Below are 18,170 nucleotides of genomic sequence, written 5' to 3'. Positions count from 1 at the left end.
TAATTGCTGTGGATACCATGCGCTATCAGGTGAGCAACCTTTACCATCTACTGGGTCGGGTGGAAGACAGCGTGTTTGCGCTTGCGGGCCGCGCAGCACAGTTGCTGGATTGGCAGCGGGATCACCGGTTTTGCGGTCGATGCGGTGCGCAAATGCAAGCAGCCGATGGCGAACGGGCCATGGGCTGCGGTTCCTGCAAGACCATGCTGTATCCCAGAATCTCGCCCTGCGTAATTGTGCTGATAACCCGGGGCGACGAAATGCTCCTGGCGCGTAACGCGCGTTTCCCAAGACCCATGTACAGTTCACTCGCGGGCTTTATTGAAGCCGGGGAGAGCGCGGAGGACACTTTACGCCGTGAGGTCAGAGAGGAAGTCGGCGTCGAAGTCGGTGAAATCGAGTATTTCGGATCCCAGTCATGGCCATTTCCCAATCAACTGATGCTGGGTTACTTTGCCGAATACGCATCTGGTGATGTTACGCCGGACCTGGACGAGATTGCAGAGGCCAATTGGTACCACCCCCAGGATCTACCTCCCGTGCCTCCGACATCATCGATTGCGGGCCAACTCATCCAATACCACTGTCGACGTACCCAGCAGGGGTAGCGACAGCTCTATAACACTCAGGAAACCTTATGGAATTTCTCTCTGAATACGGTCTTTTTCTAGCGCAGGCCGTCACTATCGTTATCGCTGTGGGACTGATTATCTTGTTGATAGCGGCTGCGTCCCAACGGCATCGTGGAGAAAGCAGCGGCCACATCGAAGTACACAAGTTAAACGACCGATACAAAGACCTGCGGGAGACTCTCCGAGACGCAACCCTTGATCCGGCTATGCGCAAAGAGTCGCACAAAGCTGAAAAGAAGGCGGATAAGAAGAAAGCCAAGGAAGAATCCAAAGCCGCAAAGAAGCAAGTAAAGGCAGGGAGCGAAACTGCCGCGGAGAAACCACGACTCTATGTGTTGAATTTTGATGGCGATATTCGTGCGTCCGCGGTAGAGCAGTTACGCGAAGAGGTCTCAACGCTGCTGGGTGAGCTTAAAGACAGCGATGAGGTTCTGCTGCGTCTGGAGAGTGGCGGCGGCATGGTGCACAGCTACGGCCTCGCATCTAGCCAACTTCAGCGTATTCGCAACAAGGGTGTGAACCTTACCGTGGCCGTGGATAAGGTGGCCGCCAGTGGGGGCTACATGATGGCCTGTGTGGCCAACGAGATTATCGCAGCGCCTTTTGCCATCATCGGTTCTATTGGCGTTGTGGCTCAGCTACCCAACTTTCATCGTGTCTTGAAAAAGAACGACATCGATGTGGAGATTTTGACCGCCGGAGAGTACAAGCGGACCCTGACGGTCTTCGGTGAGAACACCGACAAAGGCCGCGAGAAGTTCAAAGAAGAGCTGGAAGATACTCACGTACTCTTCAAGCAGTTTGTTAAAGAAAATCGCGAAGTTGTTGATATTGATAGTGTTGCTACTGGCGAGACCTGGTATGGACAGCGTGCCAAGGACATCAATTTAGTAGATGCGGTGCAAACGTCCGATGAGTACATTCAGGACAAACTCGAGTCCCATGGTGTGTTTGAGCTGACCTATGTGCCTCGTAAGAACTGGCAACAAAAGCTGGGGATCGCTGCGGAAAATGCCTTGGAGCGCAGCTTTCTCAAGCTCTGGCAGGCGTCGCTAACGCGTCCCAAGCAGTAGCTAAGACAGCTGAGCTGAGGCTTTTTTGAGCACATTAGCCAATCAAAAAGACCTTTCGATCTGAGCGACCGCTCATGGCGCTGGGACTAGATATGATCCGGCAGTCGCAGAGGCTTGCATAGGGCTCATTCAAAGTGGGCTGATTACTGTGTAACACGCAGCTATGGGCTGGATTTATCCGCCGCGCGTGCCTCACACATTTTTCGCTGCAGCATCGCCCGGTTAGCCAGAGCGTCCTGGTCGGCCTCATCGCCAAGAATCGCGGCGCTGATATCATTCTGTGGGTTTATACAGGGATCTTCCTGCGAAGGGTCGCTCGTGAGTAAGTAAGCTACTGCGCCTAAGCCCACAAGCAGTGCGAACGACAAGAAACTGAGAACGCGATTCATGACTCTGACGACGGCTTAAGCGCCTCGCAAGCCTGATGCTGAGAAAGAAAGACCTGCCCCGACAACCGCTGAAGAAAATCGGTACGTTCCAACGCATCCATTACCGGGCCCTTCACTTCACTAAGATGTAGCATTATCCCTTGTTCTTTGAGTCTCAGGGTAACTGCCTCAAGCGTTTCCAGTGCGCTCAGATCAATCGCATTCACTGCCGTGCACTGCAAGACAATGTGTTTTAGGCGGTTGTCGCGGTCAGCGATGACGGCGTAAATAGCGCTTTCCATATAGCCCGCATTCGCAAAGTACAGACTCTCGTCAATACGAAGAGACACGATGCTCGGGTAGGTGATGACGTCGTGGCGATTTACATTACGAAAATGTTCGGTGCCGGGCACTTCTCCAACAATGGCGATATGCGGCTGAGACGTCTTATGCAAATGCAAACTGATAGACGCCACAATACCGGCCAACACCCCTAGCTCCACACCAAAAAACAGCGTGCTGAGTATAGTCACCATCACCGCCGCAAAGTCACTTCTAGAATAGGTCCATGCCAGTTTTATGAGACTGAAGTCTATGAGCGAGGTCACAGCCACTATGATTGTCGCCGCCAGCGTCGCCTTGGGGAGAAAATAAAGTACTGGAGTCAGGAGCAGGGCAGCGGCGGCAATTCCTGCGGCCGTGAGTACACTCGCCAACTGAGTCTGTGCTCCAGCGTCGAAATTAACCACCGATCGAGAGAACCCTCCAGTGACCGGGAAGCCACCGGACATCGCCGATGCAACGTTAGCCGCGCCTAGAGCGACTAACTCCTGATCAGCATCAATACGCTGACGACGCTTGGCTGCCAGTGTTTTACCGACGGACACCGACTCTACAAAACCGATAACACTAATGAGTAATGCGGATACCGCGAGCTCGGACCACAACGCGAAATCGATGCGAGGAATGCTAAAAGCAGGAAGTCCCTGCGGCACGGTTCCTACCAGTGCAACGCCGAGGGCCTGGTAATCCAGAGTGACACTAGCGAGGGTCGTCGCGATGATGACCAACACTGGTCCAGCCTTGGCGAGCATGCCGGCAGCGCCGGCGCTTAAGCCCGCGCGTCGCAGCAGCGGGGTCAGGCCTGAGCGCACCCAGAACAGAAAAGCCAGTGCCGCAGTACCGGTAAGCAGAGTCACAGTGTTGAATGCATCAAGCTGAACCCACAGCGTACTCAGCAGCGTCGGTAGCGTTTCACCGTGGGCTTCGATACCCAAAATGTGTCGTAGCTGTGACAGGGCAATAATAATTCCCGAGGCAGTAATAAACCCTGAAACCACGGGGTGTGATAAGAGGTTCGCTAAATAGCCGAAACGCAGCAACCCCATGCCAATCAGCATCGTGCCCGATAGCAGCGCCATGGCAATGGCAGCACTTGCGTACCCAAGACTACCCGTGGCAGCTACCTTGCCTACCGCCGTAGCCGTCATCAGAGACACAACGGCGACCGGCCCCACAGACAGTGTGCGGCTGCTTCCGAAAATGGCATAGGCCAATAGCGGCAATATGCTCGCATAGAGTCCCATTTCTGCGGGCAAGCCTGCCAGGAGAGCATAGGCCAAGGACTGGGGGACCAGCATAATCGTAACGATCAATGCGGCGAGGGTGTCACTCGCCAGTGCGTCGCGGTTATAGCCGCTCAACCACTCTAAAGGCGGGAGCAGGCGGCGGAGCCATGGCTTCACACGTCGGCCTTACTGCGCTCTGGGTTGACCATCCACTCTTTGCCCTTGAGCATGGCTTTCCAGTAAATCGGTGGAAGAATCTGCTCCTTGAGAATCCATGCCAAACGCGAAGGTCGCTGGCCATTGAGCAGCCATCGTGGAAAAGTCGGTAGAAGCTTTCCGCCATAACCAAACTCTGCAAGCACGATCTTCCCGCGCTCTACCGTCAGCGGGCAAGAACCATAACCGTTGTAATGCGCAACACCGGACACGCGGCCTAAGTCATGAAGTAGGTTGTTCGCAACGATAGGCGCTTGCATGCGCGCCGCGGCCGCGGTTTTTGCATTGGGCGCGTTCATCGCATCTCCCAAGCTCCAGATGTTTGCGTAGCGCGTATGCTGCAAGGTGTTTTGATCCACATCGATCCACCCGGCATCATCCGCCAATGGACTCTGCTTAACAAAGTCCGGAGCGGTCTGGGGAGGGCAGACATGGATCATGTCAAAGTCCGAGCTGACTTCGATGGTAGCCCCGGATTCATCCTGCGTCTCAAACCATGCGGTCTGTGACGCCCCGTCTATCCGTGTAAGCCGATGTCCAAATTTGAGCTCGGCCCGGTAGCGCTCAATGTACTCCATGAGCGCAGGAACGTAGTCTTTCACGCCAAAAAGTACCGGTCCGGCGTTGAAGAAGCTGATATCAATGTTGTCGAGAACACCGTTGCGACGCCAATGATCACCAGACAGATATAAGGCTTTCTGCGGCGCGCCGGCACACTTGATGGGCATAGGCGGCTGCGTAAACAGTGCCTTACCTTTTTGCATGCTGCTGACAAGCTCCCAGGTATAGGGCGCCAGATCGCAGCGGTAGTTAGAGGTAACACCATTGCGGCCGAGGGTTTCTACAAGCCCGTCTACGCCGTGCCAGTCCAGCTTGATGCCCGGAGCCACAATGAGTCGATCGTAGTAAACGGGATGGCTGTCTTCCAGAAGCACACGGTTGTCATCAGGTTCGAAGCTGCCCACGGCAGACTTAATCCAACGGACACCCTTGGGAATCAAGGATGCCATGGTTTTGACCGTATCTTCCTGGCGAAAAATACCTCCACCGACCATGGTCCAGCCAGGTTGATAGTAGTGCACCTCTGCAGGATCGATGATCGCAATGGACAAAGCCTGGGTGCGCTTCATCAAGCTGGAAGCAACCGAAATACCGGCCGCACCAGCGCCTACAATGACAACGTCAAAGTGGTCTTTGGACCCAGTACTATCTGTGATTTTTGAGTCTGAGATGGGAGTGTGGCGCAGTGCGTCACTCAGGTCGTAACCACAGACCTTTGCACGGGCTAGTAATTCAGCGTCAGGAATACCTTGAGTGCGCTGATAGAGACTCCAGAGTGTGATTGATCGTGTTCCTGTCCGGGAAAACGCATGTACCGGTGATTCCATCTTGTCCAAGGCAGTCGAAAAATCTTCGATGTCATGGGAGGTAAACTCACCAGACACAATAGGGATGTAGGCGATGCTCAGTCCTGCGGCTTCTGCGGCTGCACGAATCTCCGTGATCGTCGGTTGATCATTGCCTTCGCCATCCGGCCGATTGCATATCAACGACTTCACACCGGCTGCCGTCAGCATGGGTATATCAGAGGCGGTGATTTGTTTAGAGACCGAAAAAGTCTCCGAAACAGGGATTAACTGTACGCTCATAGTCTTATTCCTTCGCAGCAAGATCAGAAAGGTCGGGGCCGCCAAACGCGTTAAGTGGTAGCTTCAAAAAAAAGCGTTCCCCACTTTCTGGAGGTGGTACATGTCCGGCGCGCATGTTTACCTGCAGAGAAGGCAGTATCAGATTAGGCATGCCAAGGGTCTTGTCCCGCGCTTCACGCATAGACACAAACTCACCCTCGTTGATGCCTTCGCGCACGTGAACATTGGCGTCAATTTCAGCACCCACTGTTGTCTCAAATGCGAGTTCCCGGCCGTCAGGCATGTAGTCGTGGCAAACAAAAACACGCGTCTCCCGCGGTAGCTCAAGTATTCGTTGGATAGAGCGGAAGAGGGTGGCAGCATCGCCACCGGGGAAGTCACAACGAGCCGTACCAAAATCCGGCATAAAAAGGGTGTCGCCCACAAACACCGCGTCCCCAAAAATATACGTCATGCAAGCCGGTGTGTGTCCCGGCGTATGCATCGCGTGGCCTTCAAGAGATCCAATCGGCAAACTATCACCATCGCTGAGCAATACCTCGAACTGCGATCCGTCACGGCGGAAACCTTCGTCAACGTTAAACACCTCTCCAAACACTGACTGTACGGTGGTGATTCCCGAACCAATAGCGATTTTACCGCCCACACGTTGCTGTAGATAAGGCCCGGCCGACAGGTGATCGGCATGCACGTGGGTTTCTAGGATCCATTCAACGCTTAGGTCGTGGTCTTTGAGGTATTGAATAATGGTGTCTGCGCTGTCGTAGCTGATTGTCCCTGATGCATAGTCGAGGTTCAGGACACTGTCGACGATCGCGCAAGATGAACTATTTGGGTCCTTAACGATATACGACAGGGTGTTTGTGGGTTCGTCGAAAAAATGCGTGACGTCGGCTTGAGTTGCCATGCAATACCTCCGGGCAATCAAAGTATAACTTTCGGATATATGTATATAATCTTAAGCATAGACCAGTTCAGAGGCGAAATGATTGATTTCCGTCATCTAAATACCCCAACGGGCTTATGAACAAGCAAAACATTCCCGTATGCTGCGACCCCTGACCAAAAGGCACTGAATCACCAGTGGAGATACGACATGAACGCGCCTGGGGCGATACAGAGTGATTCTTCGCTCGCCATGTACCAACGCATTGGCATTTTCGCCGGACCGGCCGCCTGCGCGCTGATGCTGCTCTATAGCGGAAGCCAAGAGACCATGCCTGACTCGGCGTGGCGTGTTGCGGCGGTAGGTCTGTGGATGGCGATTTGGTGGGCAACGGAGGCGATTCCCGTTCCCGCTACGGGTTTCATTCCTCTGGTGGCCTTTGACCTTTTCGGGATTGCCCCCATCAAAGAGGCCGCCCAAAGTTATTCGCACCCCATCATCTACCTGTTCCTTGGAGCCTTTGTGCTCGCCCTCGCGGTGGAGAAGTGGTCACTGCACCGTCGCGTCGCACTGTGGATACTGTCCAGAACGGGTACCGATGGCAAAAGACTGATCCTGGGCTTCATGTTGGTGGCGGCCTTGTTATCCATGTGGATGACAAACACGTCTACCACCATGATGCTGCTGCCCATCGCCGTTTCTGTAGGCGCTTTGATTGCGGATCAAACCCTGCACGTAAAGGAGTCTGACGCTAAGCAATTTCAAATTGCGCTGATGCTGGCACTCGCCTATTCGACAACGATCGGCGGCTTATCCACATTGGTAGGTACGCCACCTAATATTCTCTTGGCAGCCTTTCTAGAGGACAGCTACGGAATCAGTATCGCGTTTGTTGACTGGATGATGATCGGTGTACCGCTTACGGTGGTCTTACTGCCCTTGGGATGGTGGTTGCTCACCAGTGTAGTGTTCAAGGTGAATATCCCCGCCAACAGCGACGCACAAAATATGATTCTGAAAATGCGCGGGGATCTGGGGCCGATGACCACGCCCGAGAAGCGGGTAGGGGGCGTGTTTCTAGTTGTGGTGCTGCTCTGGATGTCTCGCGGGATGCTCTCTGAACTTCCTGGGCTGTCGGGCTTGAGTGATACCGGCATCGTCATGGCCGCTGCGCTGCTACTGTTTGTGTTACGCAGCGGCGGACCAGAGGGAGGCGCGATCATGAGCTGGCCTGATGTCGGTCGCTTACCCTGGGGTGTACTGGTCTTGTTTGGTGGAGGCCTAAGCCTGGCAGCGCAGGTTTCTGCGTCGGGTCTTGCCGCTTGGCTGGGGGAAGGGCTGGCTCCTCTAGCATCTTCGGGCACCTTAGTACTGGTTCTTGCATCAGCCGGGTTAGTTGTTTTTCTCACTGAGCTCACTAGCAACCTCGCTACCGCAGCAACGTTTTTACCAGTGGTGGGGGCGCTAGCACTGCAAATGGGAATTGATCCATTGGTTCTTTGCGTACCCGTGACTCTCGCGGCCAGCTGTGCGTTCATGCTTCCGGTTGCCACGCCACCCAACGCCATTGTGTTTGCCTCTGGCGTGTTGCGAATTTCTGACATGATCCGCGCGGGCCTTGTGATGAATATCGTAGCGCTATTTCTACTGACTGCTGCAGCTGTTTGGTTAGTGCCTTTGGTTCTCCTCGATTAAGCTGTGCCGCAGTTTCAGGACACGGATGAAGGGGCTACTTTGAGCAAAGACTCAGGTGTTTATTAGTCCTGATTACATTGGCTTAGAAGTGAGTTAGTGAGGATCAATGACGCTCTGGACACAATCAGTTATCGAAATCCCGGCACAGGCACGGGGCTTTCATCTCATCACTGAATTTATCGAAGATCGCGTCGAGGGGATTGAACGCTGCGAAGCAGGGCTCTTGCATCTATTCATACAACATACTTCTGCGTCACTAGTGATTAATGAGAACGCTGACTCCGACGTTCGCGGCGATCTTCAGCGGCATTTTGACGTACTGGCACCGCGCAATGCGCCTTACTATCGGCACGTTCTTGAAGGTGATGATGATATGCCCGCGCACATTAAGAGCGTGCTCATCGGTACAGATCTGACCATACCCATTCGCCACGGGGAGTTGGCGCTGGGAATATGGCAGGGTATCTATCTTGCGGAACATCGGGACCATGCGGGGCCCCGTTCGATTGTTGCAACACTGCAGGGAACGGAACGTATCTGAGCGCCATAAGGCTCGGCGAGTAACTCAGAGCCGCTGTAATCAAACAACAGCCACAAACATTTGCCAATGCGATAAGGAGATTGGCGGGTGAAATTAAGCGCGTTCACGCGCGAAGGAAGAGCGCAGACACGGCCATATACGTGGCCAAGCGTTCTGGAAAGAACTGCATCGTGTTTGCCAAGTTAGAGTTGAATACTGCCTAAAGGCTCTGCCAGATCAAGCGACACTGGGCGGGCGCATGGGCCAGCAGGGCCTCGCGTTTGAGCATCCCCAGCGCCGCCTCTATATCCGGTGCAAAATAACGGTCCCGATCGTAGAAGGGCACTTCGGCACGTAGGATATCTCTGGCAATTTCCAGTTTTGGCGAGGTCTTCAGAGGTGCTAGAAAATCAAGACCCTGACAAGCAGCCAACCACTCCACCGCCAGCACGCCGCAGGTATTTTCATTCATATCGCCCAGTCGACGCGCAGCAAAGGTAGCCATGGATACGTGGTCTTCCTGATTGGCAGAGGTGGGCAGGCTGTCTACGCAAGCCGGATGCGCGAGCGATTTGTTCTCGCTGGCCAGCGCCGCCGCAGTGACCTGGGCGATCATGAATCCAGAGTTTAATCCTCCGTTATCTACCAGAAATGGCGGCAGTCCACTCAGTTGCGAGTCGATGAGCAGGGCGATGCGCCGCTCCGAGAGCGAGCCAATTTCCGCCATGGCCAGAGCAATGTTGTCGGCGGCCATAGCAATGGGTTCGGCGTGAAAATTGCCGCCGGAGATGATGTCTCCCTCCTCGACAAATACCAAGGGGTTGTCTGATACCGCATTGGCCTCGGTCACGATGATGTCGGCGGCATTACGTAGTTGCTGTAGGCAGGCGCCCATTACCTGAGGCTGACAGCGCAGTGAGTAGGGGTCCTGCACTTTTTCGCAGTCGTCATGTGAGTGTTCAATGTCCGAGTGACCCAGTAGTTCCCGATAGGCACCGGCCATATCGATCTGCGCCGCGTGACCACGTGCATCGTGGATTCGCCGGTCAAAGGGTGCGCGGGAACCTTTCGCAGCCTCTACGGTTAGTGCGCCTATGATGGCGCCGGCTGCCAACTGGTTTTCCGCCGCTAACAAACCCTGGACGGCCAGCGCGGTTGATACCTGGGTGCCATTGAGTAGCGCAAGACCCTCCTTGGGCGCCAGAACGGTGGGCGTCAGTCCGGCGATTTCCAAGCCCTGGCTGGCGGGTAGGCGCTGCCCATGGTGGATGATCTCACCTTCGCCAAGTAGTGGTGCGCACATATGCGCCAACGGTGCGAGGTCACCCGATGCGCCGACAGAGCCTTTGCAGGGAATGCAGGGGTAGACCTCCATCTCCAGAAGTCGCATGAGCGCTTCGATGACCTGCAGGCGAATGCCGGAATAGCCGCGAGCCAGGGAGTTGATCTTAAGCACCATGATCAGGCGCACAGTACTCTCAGGCAACAATGCTCCTACGCCCGCAGCGTGACTCAGTACGATGCTGCGCTGCAGGGTCTCCAACTCATTCGCTTCGATTCGCGTATTGGCCATCTGACCAAAGCCTGTGTTGATCCCGTACACGGTACGGCCGTCCGCCATAACCTCGGCGACGGTCCGGGCGGCGGCCTCAATCCTAGCTAGACACTCCGGTGACAGACTAAGCCTGAGTGGCTGTTCCAATATCGTTTTCATATCGCTAAGGGTCAGAGCCCCCGGTTGCAGCACAAGGTCTAGCATGGGCTAAACCTCGGGCTGCATAGGCAGGTCGAGCTTGTGTTTACGTGCACTACTTTTGGCGATGTTATAGCCCGCATCGGCGTGGCGCATGACCCCCGTGGCGGGATCATTCCAAAGTACACGGCCAACCCGCTCCCGGGCGGCGTCGCTGCCATCGCAAACAATCACGACCCCCGCATGCTGGCTAAAACCCATGCCCACGCCGCCGCCGTGGTGGATGCTGACCCAAGTGGCGCCACTGGCGGTGTTGAGAAGGGCATTGAGCAGGGGCCAGTCGCTGACCGCGTCCGAGCCGTCTTGCATGGCCTCTGTTTCGCGATTAGGTGAGGCCACTGAACCACTGTCGAGGTGATCGCGACCGATCACAATGGGCGCTTTCAACTCGCCGCTGGCGACCATGTCGTTAAAGGCCTGCCCGAGCCTGGCCCGGTCCTCCAGCCCCACCCAGCATATCCGGGCGGGGAGTCCCTGAAATGGAATACGTGCCCGGGCCATATCCAGCCAGTTATGGAGTTGCTGATTGTCTGGAATCAGCTCTTTTACCTTGGCATCAGTCTTGTAAATGTCCTGTGGATCTCCCGACAGAGCGACCCAGCGAAAGGGCCCGATACCTTCGCAAAAAAGCGGGCGTATATAGGCCGGAACAAAGCCTGGGAAATCGAAAGCATTGGCAACACCTTCTTCCAGCGCCATCTGCCGGATGTTGTTCCCGTAGTCCAGGGTCGCAGCGCCTGCTGACTGAAGGTCCAGCATGGCCTGTACCTGTATCGCCATCGATCCCTTGGCGGCCTTGACCACGCTTTGAGGATTGCTCTGTCGCTGTTCAATCGCCTGCTGCAAAGTCCAGCCGATGGGGAGATAGCCGTTTAAGGGGTCGTGGGCGCTGGTCTGGTCGGTGACGCAATCCGGGGTGACCCCGCGTGTCACCAGCTCCGGGAATATCTCTGCTGCGTTGCCCAGCAGGCCAACGCTGACCGCCTCGCCGCGTTGGCCTGCACCATCGATCATCGCCAGTGCCTCTTCGAGGGAGCCGGCCTTCTGATCCAGGTAGCCGTTGCCGAGCCTGAAGTCGATACGGGTTTCATCACACTCTACTGCCAGCATAGAAAAGCCCGCCATAGTTGCAGCGAGGGGCTGTGCTCCCCCCATGCCCCCCAACCCCGCGGTGAGCACCCAGCGGCCCTTGGCTTTGCCTTCGAAGTGTTGCCTGGCGATTGCCGCGAAGGTTTCGTAGGTTCCCTGCACGATGCCCTGACTGCCGATGTAGATCCAGGAGCCGGCCGTCATTTGCCCGAACATCATCAGGCCTTTGCGATCCAGTTCGTTAAAATGCTCCCAATTGGCCCAGTGGGGCACCAGATTGCTATTGGCGATCAGGACCCGAGGCGCTTCGCTGTGGGTCCTGAACACGCCCACTGGCTTACCGCTCTGAATGAGCAGCGTTTCGTCGTCCCCGAGACGCTGCAGAGTTTCGATTATGCGGTCGTAGCAGTCCCAGTCCCGCGCGGCGCGCCCAATCCCGCCGTACACGACAAGTGACTCCGGATGCTCCGCCACGGCAGGATCGAGGTTGTTCATCAACATGCGCAGCGGCGCTTCAGTAAGCCAGCTGCGAGCGCTGAGAGTTGTACCCGTAGGAGCGCGGATCACGCCAACGCGTTTTCGCTTGTCGTTCATTGTGGTTCCTCCGTTTTCAGGTGGCCACCGAGGCGATAGCGGCTACCGGGGTAGTACAGCGTGACGATATTAACGATGCCCTGCTGGCACCAGGTTCGTCGACTGACCTTGAGACAGGGCTCGCTGGCCGCGATCTCGAGCAGCTTTGCTATAGGCTTACTGACCGTCACGGCTTCGATCGTCTGATCCGCCTCTGTGAGGGGAGATATGCTTGAGAGATAGCGACTCGGGGTGATCCGGGTGAAGTCCTGGTCCAGATAGGCGGGGCCGAACTGCGGATTTACGTGGCGCTCTTCATACTGAAGAGCCGAGCCATTCTCACTGTGTAGCAGGACGCTGTGATAAACCGGCGTACCCTTTTTCAGGCCCAGCAATAAGGCGGTGTTGTTGTCGGCTTTTTTCTCCCCGAGCTTGATCACTCGGGCCGCGTGAGTATGTCCTCGAGCCTTGATTTCCTGATCGATACTGTGGATCTCCAGGATTGAACTTCGGGGCCTGGCATCGGCGACGAAACTGCCCAGACCCTGGGTGCGTACCAGAATGCCTTCTTCTGAGAGCTCCTGCAGGGCGCGTCGTGACGTCATGCGACTGACTGCAAAGCGGGCAGCCAGATCGTTTTCGGACGGAACGCGATCGCCCGACCGCCAGGCTCGGGACTCGATCTGCCCAATAATGTAGTCCTTGATCACAGAGTAGCGGGGTCTGCTCATGCTTTCGTGCTCTGGTAGATACCTCCGCAGTCTAGTTGTCTATACATGTATAGACAACTAGACTGGAGGCTTTACCCCTTCGGTCTCCTATGAAGCTCGATACGCTAATAGACAATATCCGTCTACCCTCAACAGGCCGCTCCACGAGCGCGGTGGGTGTGCGGGCAGGGCAGATATGCTGGGTGGGGGAGAGTGCACCCCAGCTGACTGCGGACACAGTGGTCGATGGCAATGGCGGCTGGCTGACGCCGGGCCTTATCGACAGCCACACGCATCTGGTCTATGCAGGGAATCGGTCCGCGGAGTTCGCCGAGCGATTACGAGGAGTCCCCTACACGGAGATTGCCCGTCGTGGTGGCGGGATTCTCAGCACAGTGGCTGCCACCCGCAAAGCGAGTGAGCAGGAATTATATGAACTGTCGCTGCCGCGGCTTAACAGCCTGGCTGCTGAGGGCGTTTGCACGATAGAGATCAAATCCGGCTACGGGCTCGACCTCAACAACGAACTTAAAATGTTGCGGGTGGCAAGATCACTGGGGGAGAGCAGTGGCATTCATGTCGTCACGACCTTGCTGGCGGCACACGCTCTGCCGGCAGAATTCGACGGTCAGCCCGACCGCTACATTGACCTAGTGTGCAACGAAATACTGCCAGCCGCAGCCGCAGAGGGGCTGGCCGATGCCGTCGATGTTTTTTGCGAGTCCATCGCTTTTACACCAGGGCAGTGCGAGCGGGTATTTCAGGCTGCAACGGAGCTGGGTCTTCCGATTAAAGGCCACGTGGAGCAACTAAGCTATAGCGGTGGTGCGCAGCTGGTCGCCCGCTATGGAGGGCTGTCTGTTGATCATATCGAGTACTTGCAAGAACAGGATCTGGCAGTGCTGGCAAAGGATCATACGCCCTGTGTGCTGCTCCCGGGTGCCTTTTACACACTGCGCGAAACGCAAAAACCGCCGGTTGATCTAATGCGCAAAGCCGGTCTGCCACTCGTGGTCGCCAGCGATCTTAATCCCGGTAGTTCGCCCATAGCCTCCCTGCGCATGAACATGAATATGGCCTGTGTTCTGTTTGGCCTTACCGCAGAGGAAACCCTTCTGGGAGTTACCGTGCATGCGGCCGCCGCGCTGGGTCTTGCGGACCGCAAGGGCAGGGTTGCAGCGGGCTTCGATGCTGATTTAGTACTTTGGGATATCGACGATCTGGCTGAGCTCAGCTATGGCCACCAGCTGGTTGGACCGGCCGGCATATGGCGGGGAGGCGTGTATGTGGAGTGACGCCACGGTGCTCGGCTTTGCCTGTGACGAAGGCGTGCGCCGCAACGGTGGCCGAGTCGGTGCAGCTGCAGGACCGGAGGCTATTCGCACAGCGCTGGCCAGACTGACCTGCTTGCCGGCCAACGCGCTGAGGGAGGCGGGTGATGTCAGCTGCAACGGAGCCGACTTAGAGGCGGCCCAGACTGAGTTGGCTGACCGGGTTGGCCAACTGCTGCAGTGCGGCGAGCGTCCACTGCTACTGGGCGGCGGGCATGAGATGGCTTGGGGCAGCTACCGGGGCATTCGCCAGCATATCGGGGATGCGTCTCTGGGAATCATTAATCTGGACGCGCATTTTGACCTCCGCGACCCAGTCACCGGAGGCAACTCGGGAACCCCATTTAGACAGATAGCCGAGGCCTGCGAGGATTCCGGATTAGGGTTCCACTATTTGGTACTGGGTGTGAATCCAGCAAGCAACGCCAGGTCACTGTTTGATTACGCGACAGACAGGCAGGTGCAGTGGTACGAAGACAGCTATTGCAGCTCGGCTCATTGCGAGGAACTGGGCGAAGCTCTGGAGGCCTTTATAGCCGCTCGCCAGTTTATCTATCTGTCGATCTGTCTCGATGCCTTTCCGGCAGCGCTGGCGCCCGGCGTTTCCGCACCCGGTGTGCCGGGTATCTGCCCGTTCACGGCAATTGAACTCGTGCATCGGATTCAGCAAGCCTGCCAATGCCACGACACCGCGCTGATACTCGTGGACATCGCCGAGATGAATCCACGATTCGATCGCGACGGAATTACCGCGCGCTGGGCGGCGCGTCTGGTGTACGAACTGCTTTTCAGTGATTCAGCGTCGTAAAAGCGGAGGACAGAATAAATAGTCAGTTCAGACCCATCGGTAGCGGCTGGATTACTTATCAACCAACGGCACGGGACTCAATAGACAGAGCAAGCGTAGAACAGAAGATAAGGCGCTTAGTCTACCGACACAGCCACACACCCATGACTGCGTATAATACATATTATGTTAAATAGGCACTGCGCCTAACGCTACATGTATCAATCAGGCCACTCCGGCTAAGTTAGTACACCGTCGCACTATTACCTGGTGGTAGACCATTTTCCTACAGCAGTGTCGAACGCCTCACTCTAAGATGGCACTGCCAATTTAAATCCTTCTGCTCGATAATCCCACCGCGACTCCCGGGACTCGAAACCAGCCCCTTATTCGAACAGTGAACACGGTAGCTTCAGTGACATGCTGACGCTGCGCGCCAAAACCACAGCCATACGCAGGTAGGCCCGCCCAATTGGATTCGCCGCTCAACATATTTCTGACCGCCCTCGCAGTGTCCGGACCCACCTTTTGCTGGGTTCTGGCCGGTGTGGTGGCACGCCGTGTCGGTTGCTTGCCTGAGGCCCTGGTCGATTCAATCTCCCGCTTTGCCTTCCGGTACGCTCTGCCCTTTCTGTTGTTCGCCAGTGCCGCCCAGCTCGACCTCAGCCAACCGGGTAACCTCAATTACCTGCTCGTCGGCATTATCGCAACGCTGGCCACGGTGGTGCTGAGCTGGGGCTATGGCGCGTGGCGCGGCTTTGCACGGCGTGAACTGGGCATCTTCGTGCAGGGTGCCTATCGTTCCAACCTCGCCATCGTGGGGATTGCTCTGTGCGCCGCCGCGTTCGGGGAGTCAGGCCTGCGGCTGGCGGCCCTGCCGATCGCTGTGCTCACTGCACTGTATAACGTCATCGCGGTGTGGTTGTTGAACATCACCTTGGGGTCCCGGCAATCCGCAGCCGGGCTATTTCTGAGCATGGCGAGGAACCCACTGATCATCGGCATTGCCCTGGGCTTGCTGATCAGCGTATCGGGCTTACCGCTACCGGCGGTAGTGCCACAGCTGGCCCGCGGTGTTTCCGCCTACTTTCTACCCGTAGCTCTGCTGTGTATTGGCGGCGCCATGAAGCTATCCCTACTGCGCTCCGCTGCAGCCCTGACCCGCGAAGCGGCGGCCTGGCGGCTGTGTCTGGCGCCCGCTCTGGCTGTGCTGCTGGGGCTGGCGATGGGAGTGCGCGGCGAAGCGCTGGGTGTACTATTCCTGCTATTGGCCTCGCCCACGGCTGCGGCCAGCTTCGTCATGGTGGTAGCGGCCGGCGGTAACGGCGGCTTGGCGGCCAATATCGTGGTACTCACCACCCTATTGTCGGCGCTGACCGTCACCCTGGGTTTTTTCCTGTTGTCGCTGGCCGGCTTGCTATAAAGCGCCTACGGGGTAGTTAGCGCCCTTATCGACGAGCGAAAAAGCCACCACACCAGCTGGCTGTCAGCTCTTATCTAAAGCCTTCGCAAACGCATTGGCAAACGCATTATTGGACTTAGCCGCGCCACTTTGACCAGACGATTGCCTCCCTGATTTTTGGGTGTTCTTTCTCGGTCGCTCCGATTGCGCATCGCCGCGCTTACCCTGCTGAGCTGGACGGTGATCCTTCTTCTTGCGTTCAGTTCCAGGTTCCTCAGCGCTATCTGTCAGACGCATGCTCAATCCCACACGCTTACGCGGCACATCGATGGCCATAACCTTTACTTTGACGATATCGCCCGCCTTGGCGGCTTCCCGAGGGTCTTTGATAAACTTGTCTGACATCGCTGAGATATGCACCAAACCATCCTGGTGAACACCCACGTCCACAAACGCTCCAAAACTTGTCACATTCGTAACGGTACCTTCAAGGACCATATCTAGTTTGAGATCTGTGATTTTCTCTACGCCATCTTGAAGCTTTGCCGTTTTAAACTCTGGACGCGGATCGCGCCCAGGCTTCTCTAGCTCGCTCAAAATATCCGTAATGGTCGGCAAGCCGACATCAGCAGTGACATAATCTTGCGCGTTCACTGCGCGCAAAAACGGACTGTCACCAATCAACCCACGAAGTTCACGACTGTTCTGCGCGGCGATTTTCTCAACCACCGCATACGACTCTGGGTGCACAGCAGAAGCATCCAAAGGATTATCGCCGTCCATTACCCGCAGAAAACCCGCGGCTTGCTGAAAGGTCTTGGCACCCATGCCTACGACATCCAATAAGGCCTTACGATTCAAGAATCGTCCCTTCGCATCTCGCATAGACACAATATTGTCTGCGATTCGTGCACTCAAACCTGACACCCGCGTTAACAATGGCGAGGAGGCCGTGTTGATATCGACGCCCACCGCATTCACACAGTCCTCTACAACAGCGTTGAGTTGACGCCCCAACTGCAACTGACTGACATCGTGCTGGTACTGCCCTACCCCGATGGACTGCGGGTCAATTTTCACTAACTCAGCCAGTGGATCCTGCAGACGTCTCGCGATGGATACTGCGCCTCGAATGGTGACATCAACATCAGGAAATTCTCGAGCCGCAAGCTCAGACGCTGAATAAATCGAAGCTCCCGCTTCGTTTACAACCACCCGGCGCACCGATAACTCCGGGTGTGCAGCAAGGGCGTCGGCGACAAAACGATCGGTCTCTCTACTCCCTGTGCCGTTTCCTATGCTGATCAGTTGAACCCCGTGTTTCTTGATCATTACAAGGAGGGTCGCGGCGGCCTCGCGGGTTTTGTTTTGTGGCGGTGTGGGATAGATCGTTGCCTGATCTAGCAGCTTGCCCGTGGCGTCCACAGCGGCAACTTTCACGCCTGTGCGCAAGCCGGGATCCAAACCAATCGTGACCTGCGGGCCTGCCGGAGCTGCCAGCAGCAAGTCCTTTAGGTTGCTGGCAAAAACTCGAATTGCCGCCGCTTCGGATTGTTCGCGCAAGGCCATAAGAAGGTCACTTTGAATATGCAGGGACATCTTTACTGACCAAGTCCAGCGCACAACTTCGGCAAGCCACTTATCAGCAGCGCGACCGTCACTTTTAATATTCCAATGCTCAGCGATCATGCTCTGGCAAGGATGCGTGTCGGCGCTGGATTCATCGGCGGTGAGGCGCAGATCCACCATCAGGAATCCTTCATTGCGCCCCCGAAACATCGCCAACGCGCGGTGTGACGGTACAGATTTTAAAGGCTCGGTATGCTCGAAGTAATCACTGAACTTGGCACCCTCCTCCTCTTTTCCAGCCACCAGCCTGGACGCCAGCAGACCTTCGGACTTGAGAAAACTACGCAAA

At 56.1% G+C, this 18,170-nt stretch carries 15 protein-coding genes; 7 read left to right on the top strand and 8 right to left on the bottom strand.

The genetic code is table 11. The features are described 5' to 3' along the window. Window positions 1-608: NAD(+) diphosphatase (nudC, locus tag ACI9KD_RS13695; protein WP_414981739.1), on the top strand; the 608-nt coding region annotated here is incomplete at its 5' end. A gap of 29 nt (window positions 609-637) precedes the next feature. Further along, window positions 638-1,705, top strand: a complete 1,068-nt coding sequence (gene sohB / locus ACI9KD_RS13690) for a protease SohB (protein ID WP_414981738.1) — start codon at window positions 638-640, stop codon at window positions 1,703-1,705. Window positions 1,706-1,866: 161 nt separating this feature from the next. On the opposite strand, the gene ACI9KD_RS13685 is transcribed toward sohB, so the two are convergent. From ACI9KD_RS13685 to ACI9KD_RS13670, 4 genes are read right to left on the bottom strand one after another with little or no spacing between them, the layout of a single operon-like run. Continuing rightward, the gene (locus tag ACI9KD_RS13685) at window positions 1,867-2,094 is read right to left on the bottom strand and encodes a hypothetical protein (protein ID WP_414981737.1); all 228 of its coding nucleotides are present in this window, start codon (window positions 2,092-2,094) and stop codon (window positions 1,867-1,869) included. Continuing rightward, complete coding sequence (locus ACI9KD_RS13680; RefSeq protein ID WP_414981736.1) at window positions 2,091-3,818, bottom strand: SulP family inorganic anion transporter; 1,728 nt, start codon at window positions 3,816-3,818, stop codon at window positions 2,091-2,093. The genes ACI9KD_RS13685 and ACI9KD_RS13680 overlap by 4 nt, the downstream gene beginning before the upstream one ends. After that, window positions 3,815-5,506, bottom strand: coding sequence for a TIGR01244 family sulfur transferase (locus tag ACI9KD_RS13675; protein WP_414981735.1), 1,692 nt, complete (start codon window positions 5,504-5,506; stop codon window positions 3,815-3,817). Before ACI9KD_RS13675 ends, ACI9KD_RS13680 begins: the two co-directional genes overlap by 4 nt. Window positions 5,507-5,510: 4 nt before the next feature. Beyond that, on the bottom strand, window positions 5,511-6,413 hold the full coding sequence (locus ACI9KD_RS13670; RefSeq protein WP_414981734.1) for an MBL fold metallo-hydrolase: 903 nt from the start codon (window positions 6,411-6,413) through the stop codon (window positions 5,511-5,513). A gap of 189 nt (window positions 6,414-6,602) precedes the next feature. Between ACI9KD_RS13670 and ACI9KD_RS13665 the strand changes: the two genes are divergently transcribed. Further along, the gene (locus tag ACI9KD_RS13665) at window positions 6,603-8,087 is read left to right on the top strand and encodes an SLC13 family permease (protein ID WP_414981733.1); all 1,485 of its coding nucleotides are present in this window, start codon (window positions 6,603-6,605) and stop codon (window positions 8,085-8,087) included. Window positions 8,088-8,193: 106 nt separating this feature from the next. Further along, window positions 8,194-8,628, top strand: coding sequence for a secondary thiamine-phosphate synthase enzyme YjbQ (locus ACI9KD_RS13660; protein WP_414981732.1), 435 nt, complete (start codon window positions 8,194-8,196; stop codon window positions 8,626-8,628). A 199-nt stretch (window positions 8,629-8,827) separates the two neighbouring features. Here ACI9KD_RS13660 and hutH read toward each other — a convergent pair whose 3' ends face one another. Genes hutH through hutC form a run of 3 tightly spaced genes read right to left on the bottom strand, consistent with a single transcriptional unit; the run spans window position 8,828 to window position 12,753 of the window. Beyond that, window positions 8,828-10,366 carry a histidine ammonia-lyase gene (gene hutH, locus ACI9KD_RS13655; RefSeq protein WP_414981731.1) on the bottom strand — a complete coding sequence of 513 codons (1,539 nt, stop codon included), beginning with the start codon at window positions 10,364-10,366 and terminating at the stop codon, window positions 8,828-8,830. 3 nt (window positions 10,367-10,369) lie between these two features. Then, window positions 10,370-12,043 carry a urocanate hydratase gene (gene hutU / locus ACI9KD_RS13650; protein WP_414981730.1) on the bottom strand — a complete coding sequence of 558 codons (1,674 nt, stop codon included), beginning with the start codon at window positions 12,041-12,043 and terminating at the stop codon, window positions 10,370-10,372. Then, window positions 12,040-12,753 carry a histidine utilization repressor gene (gene hutC / locus ACI9KD_RS13645; RefSeq protein WP_414981729.1) on the bottom strand — a complete coding sequence of 238 codons (714 nt, stop codon included), beginning with the start codon at window positions 12,751-12,753 and terminating at the stop codon, window positions 12,040-12,042. The genes hutU and hutC overlap by 4 nt, the downstream gene beginning before the upstream one ends. Window positions 12,754-12,842: 89 nt before the next feature. Between hutC and hutI the strand changes: the two genes are divergently transcribed. The 3 genes from hutI (at window position 12,843) to ACI9KD_RS13630 (ending at window position 16,273) form a co-directional block, all read left to right on the top strand. Next, window positions 12,843-14,027, top strand: coding sequence for an imidazolonepropionase (hutI, locus tag ACI9KD_RS13640; RefSeq protein WP_414981728.1), 1,185 nt, complete (start codon window positions 12,843-12,845; stop codon window positions 14,025-14,027). Beyond that, window positions 14,017-14,871, top strand: coding sequence for a formimidoylglutamase (gene hutG / locus ACI9KD_RS13635; protein WP_414981727.1), 855 nt, complete (start codon window positions 14,017-14,019; stop codon window positions 14,869-14,871). The genes hutI and hutG overlap by 11 nt, the downstream gene beginning before the upstream one ends. Before the next feature lie 451 nt (window positions 14,872-15,322). Next, window positions 15,323-16,273 carry an AEC family transporter gene (locus ACI9KD_RS13630; RefSeq protein ID WP_414981726.1) on the top strand — a complete coding sequence of 317 codons (951 nt, stop codon included), beginning with the start codon at window positions 15,323-15,325 and terminating at the stop codon, window positions 16,271-16,273. 63 nt (window positions 16,274-16,336) lie between these two features. Here ACI9KD_RS13630 and ACI9KD_RS13625 read toward each other — a convergent pair. Next, on the bottom strand, window positions 16,337-18,170 hold a 1,834-nt coding region (locus ACI9KD_RS13625), incomplete at its 5' end, for a helix-hairpin-helix domain-containing protein (protein WP_414981725.1).

The sequence above is a fragment of the Congregibacter sp. genome (genome assembly GCF_047617445.1).
GTDB lineage: Bacteria > Pseudomonadota > Gammaproteobacteria > Pseudomonadales > Halieaceae > Congregibacter.
This window is presented reverse-complemented; position numbering and strand designations above follow the sequence as displayed.

Coding starts and splice junctions, on each gene's coding strand:
- sohB (WP_414981738.1), top strand. CDS start 638: ATGGAATTTCTCTCTGAATACGGTCTTTTTCTAGCGCAGGCCGTCACT.
- ACI9KD_RS13685 (WP_414981737.1), bottom strand. CDS start 2,094: ATGAATCGCGTTCTCAGTTTCTTGTCGTTCGCACTGCTTGTGGGCTTA.
- ACI9KD_RS13675 (WP_414981735.1), bottom strand. CDS start 5,506: ATGAGCGTACAGTTAATCCCTGTTTCGGAGACTTTTTCGGTCTCTAAA.
- ACI9KD_RS13670 (WP_414981734.1), bottom strand. CDS start 6,413: ATGGCAACTCAAGCCGACGTCACGCATTTTTTCGACGAACCCACAAAC.
- ACI9KD_RS13665 (WP_414981733.1), top strand. CDS start 6,603: ATGAACGCGCCTGGGGCGATACAGAGTGATTCTTCGCTCGCCATGTAC.
- ACI9KD_RS13660 (WP_414981732.1), top strand. CDS start 8,194: ATGACGCTCTGGACACAATCAGTTATCGAAATCCCGGCACAGGCACGG.
- hutH (WP_414981731.1), bottom strand. CDS start 10,366: ATGCTAGACCTTGTGCTGCAACCGGGGGCTCTGACCCTTAGCGATATG.
- hutU (WP_414981730.1), bottom strand. CDS start 12,043: ATGAACGACAAGCGAAAACGCGTTGGCGTGATCCGCGCTCCTACGGGT.
- hutC (WP_414981729.1), bottom strand. CDS start 12,753: ATGAGCAGACCCCGCTACTCTGTGATCAAGGACTACATTATTGGGCAG.
- hutI (WP_414981728.1), top strand. CDS start 12,843: ATGAAGCTCGATACGCTAATAGACAATATCCGTCTACCCTCAACAGGC.
- hutG (WP_414981727.1), top strand. CDS start 14,017: ATGTGGAGTGACGCCACGGTGCTCGGCTTTGCCTGTGACGAAGGCGTG.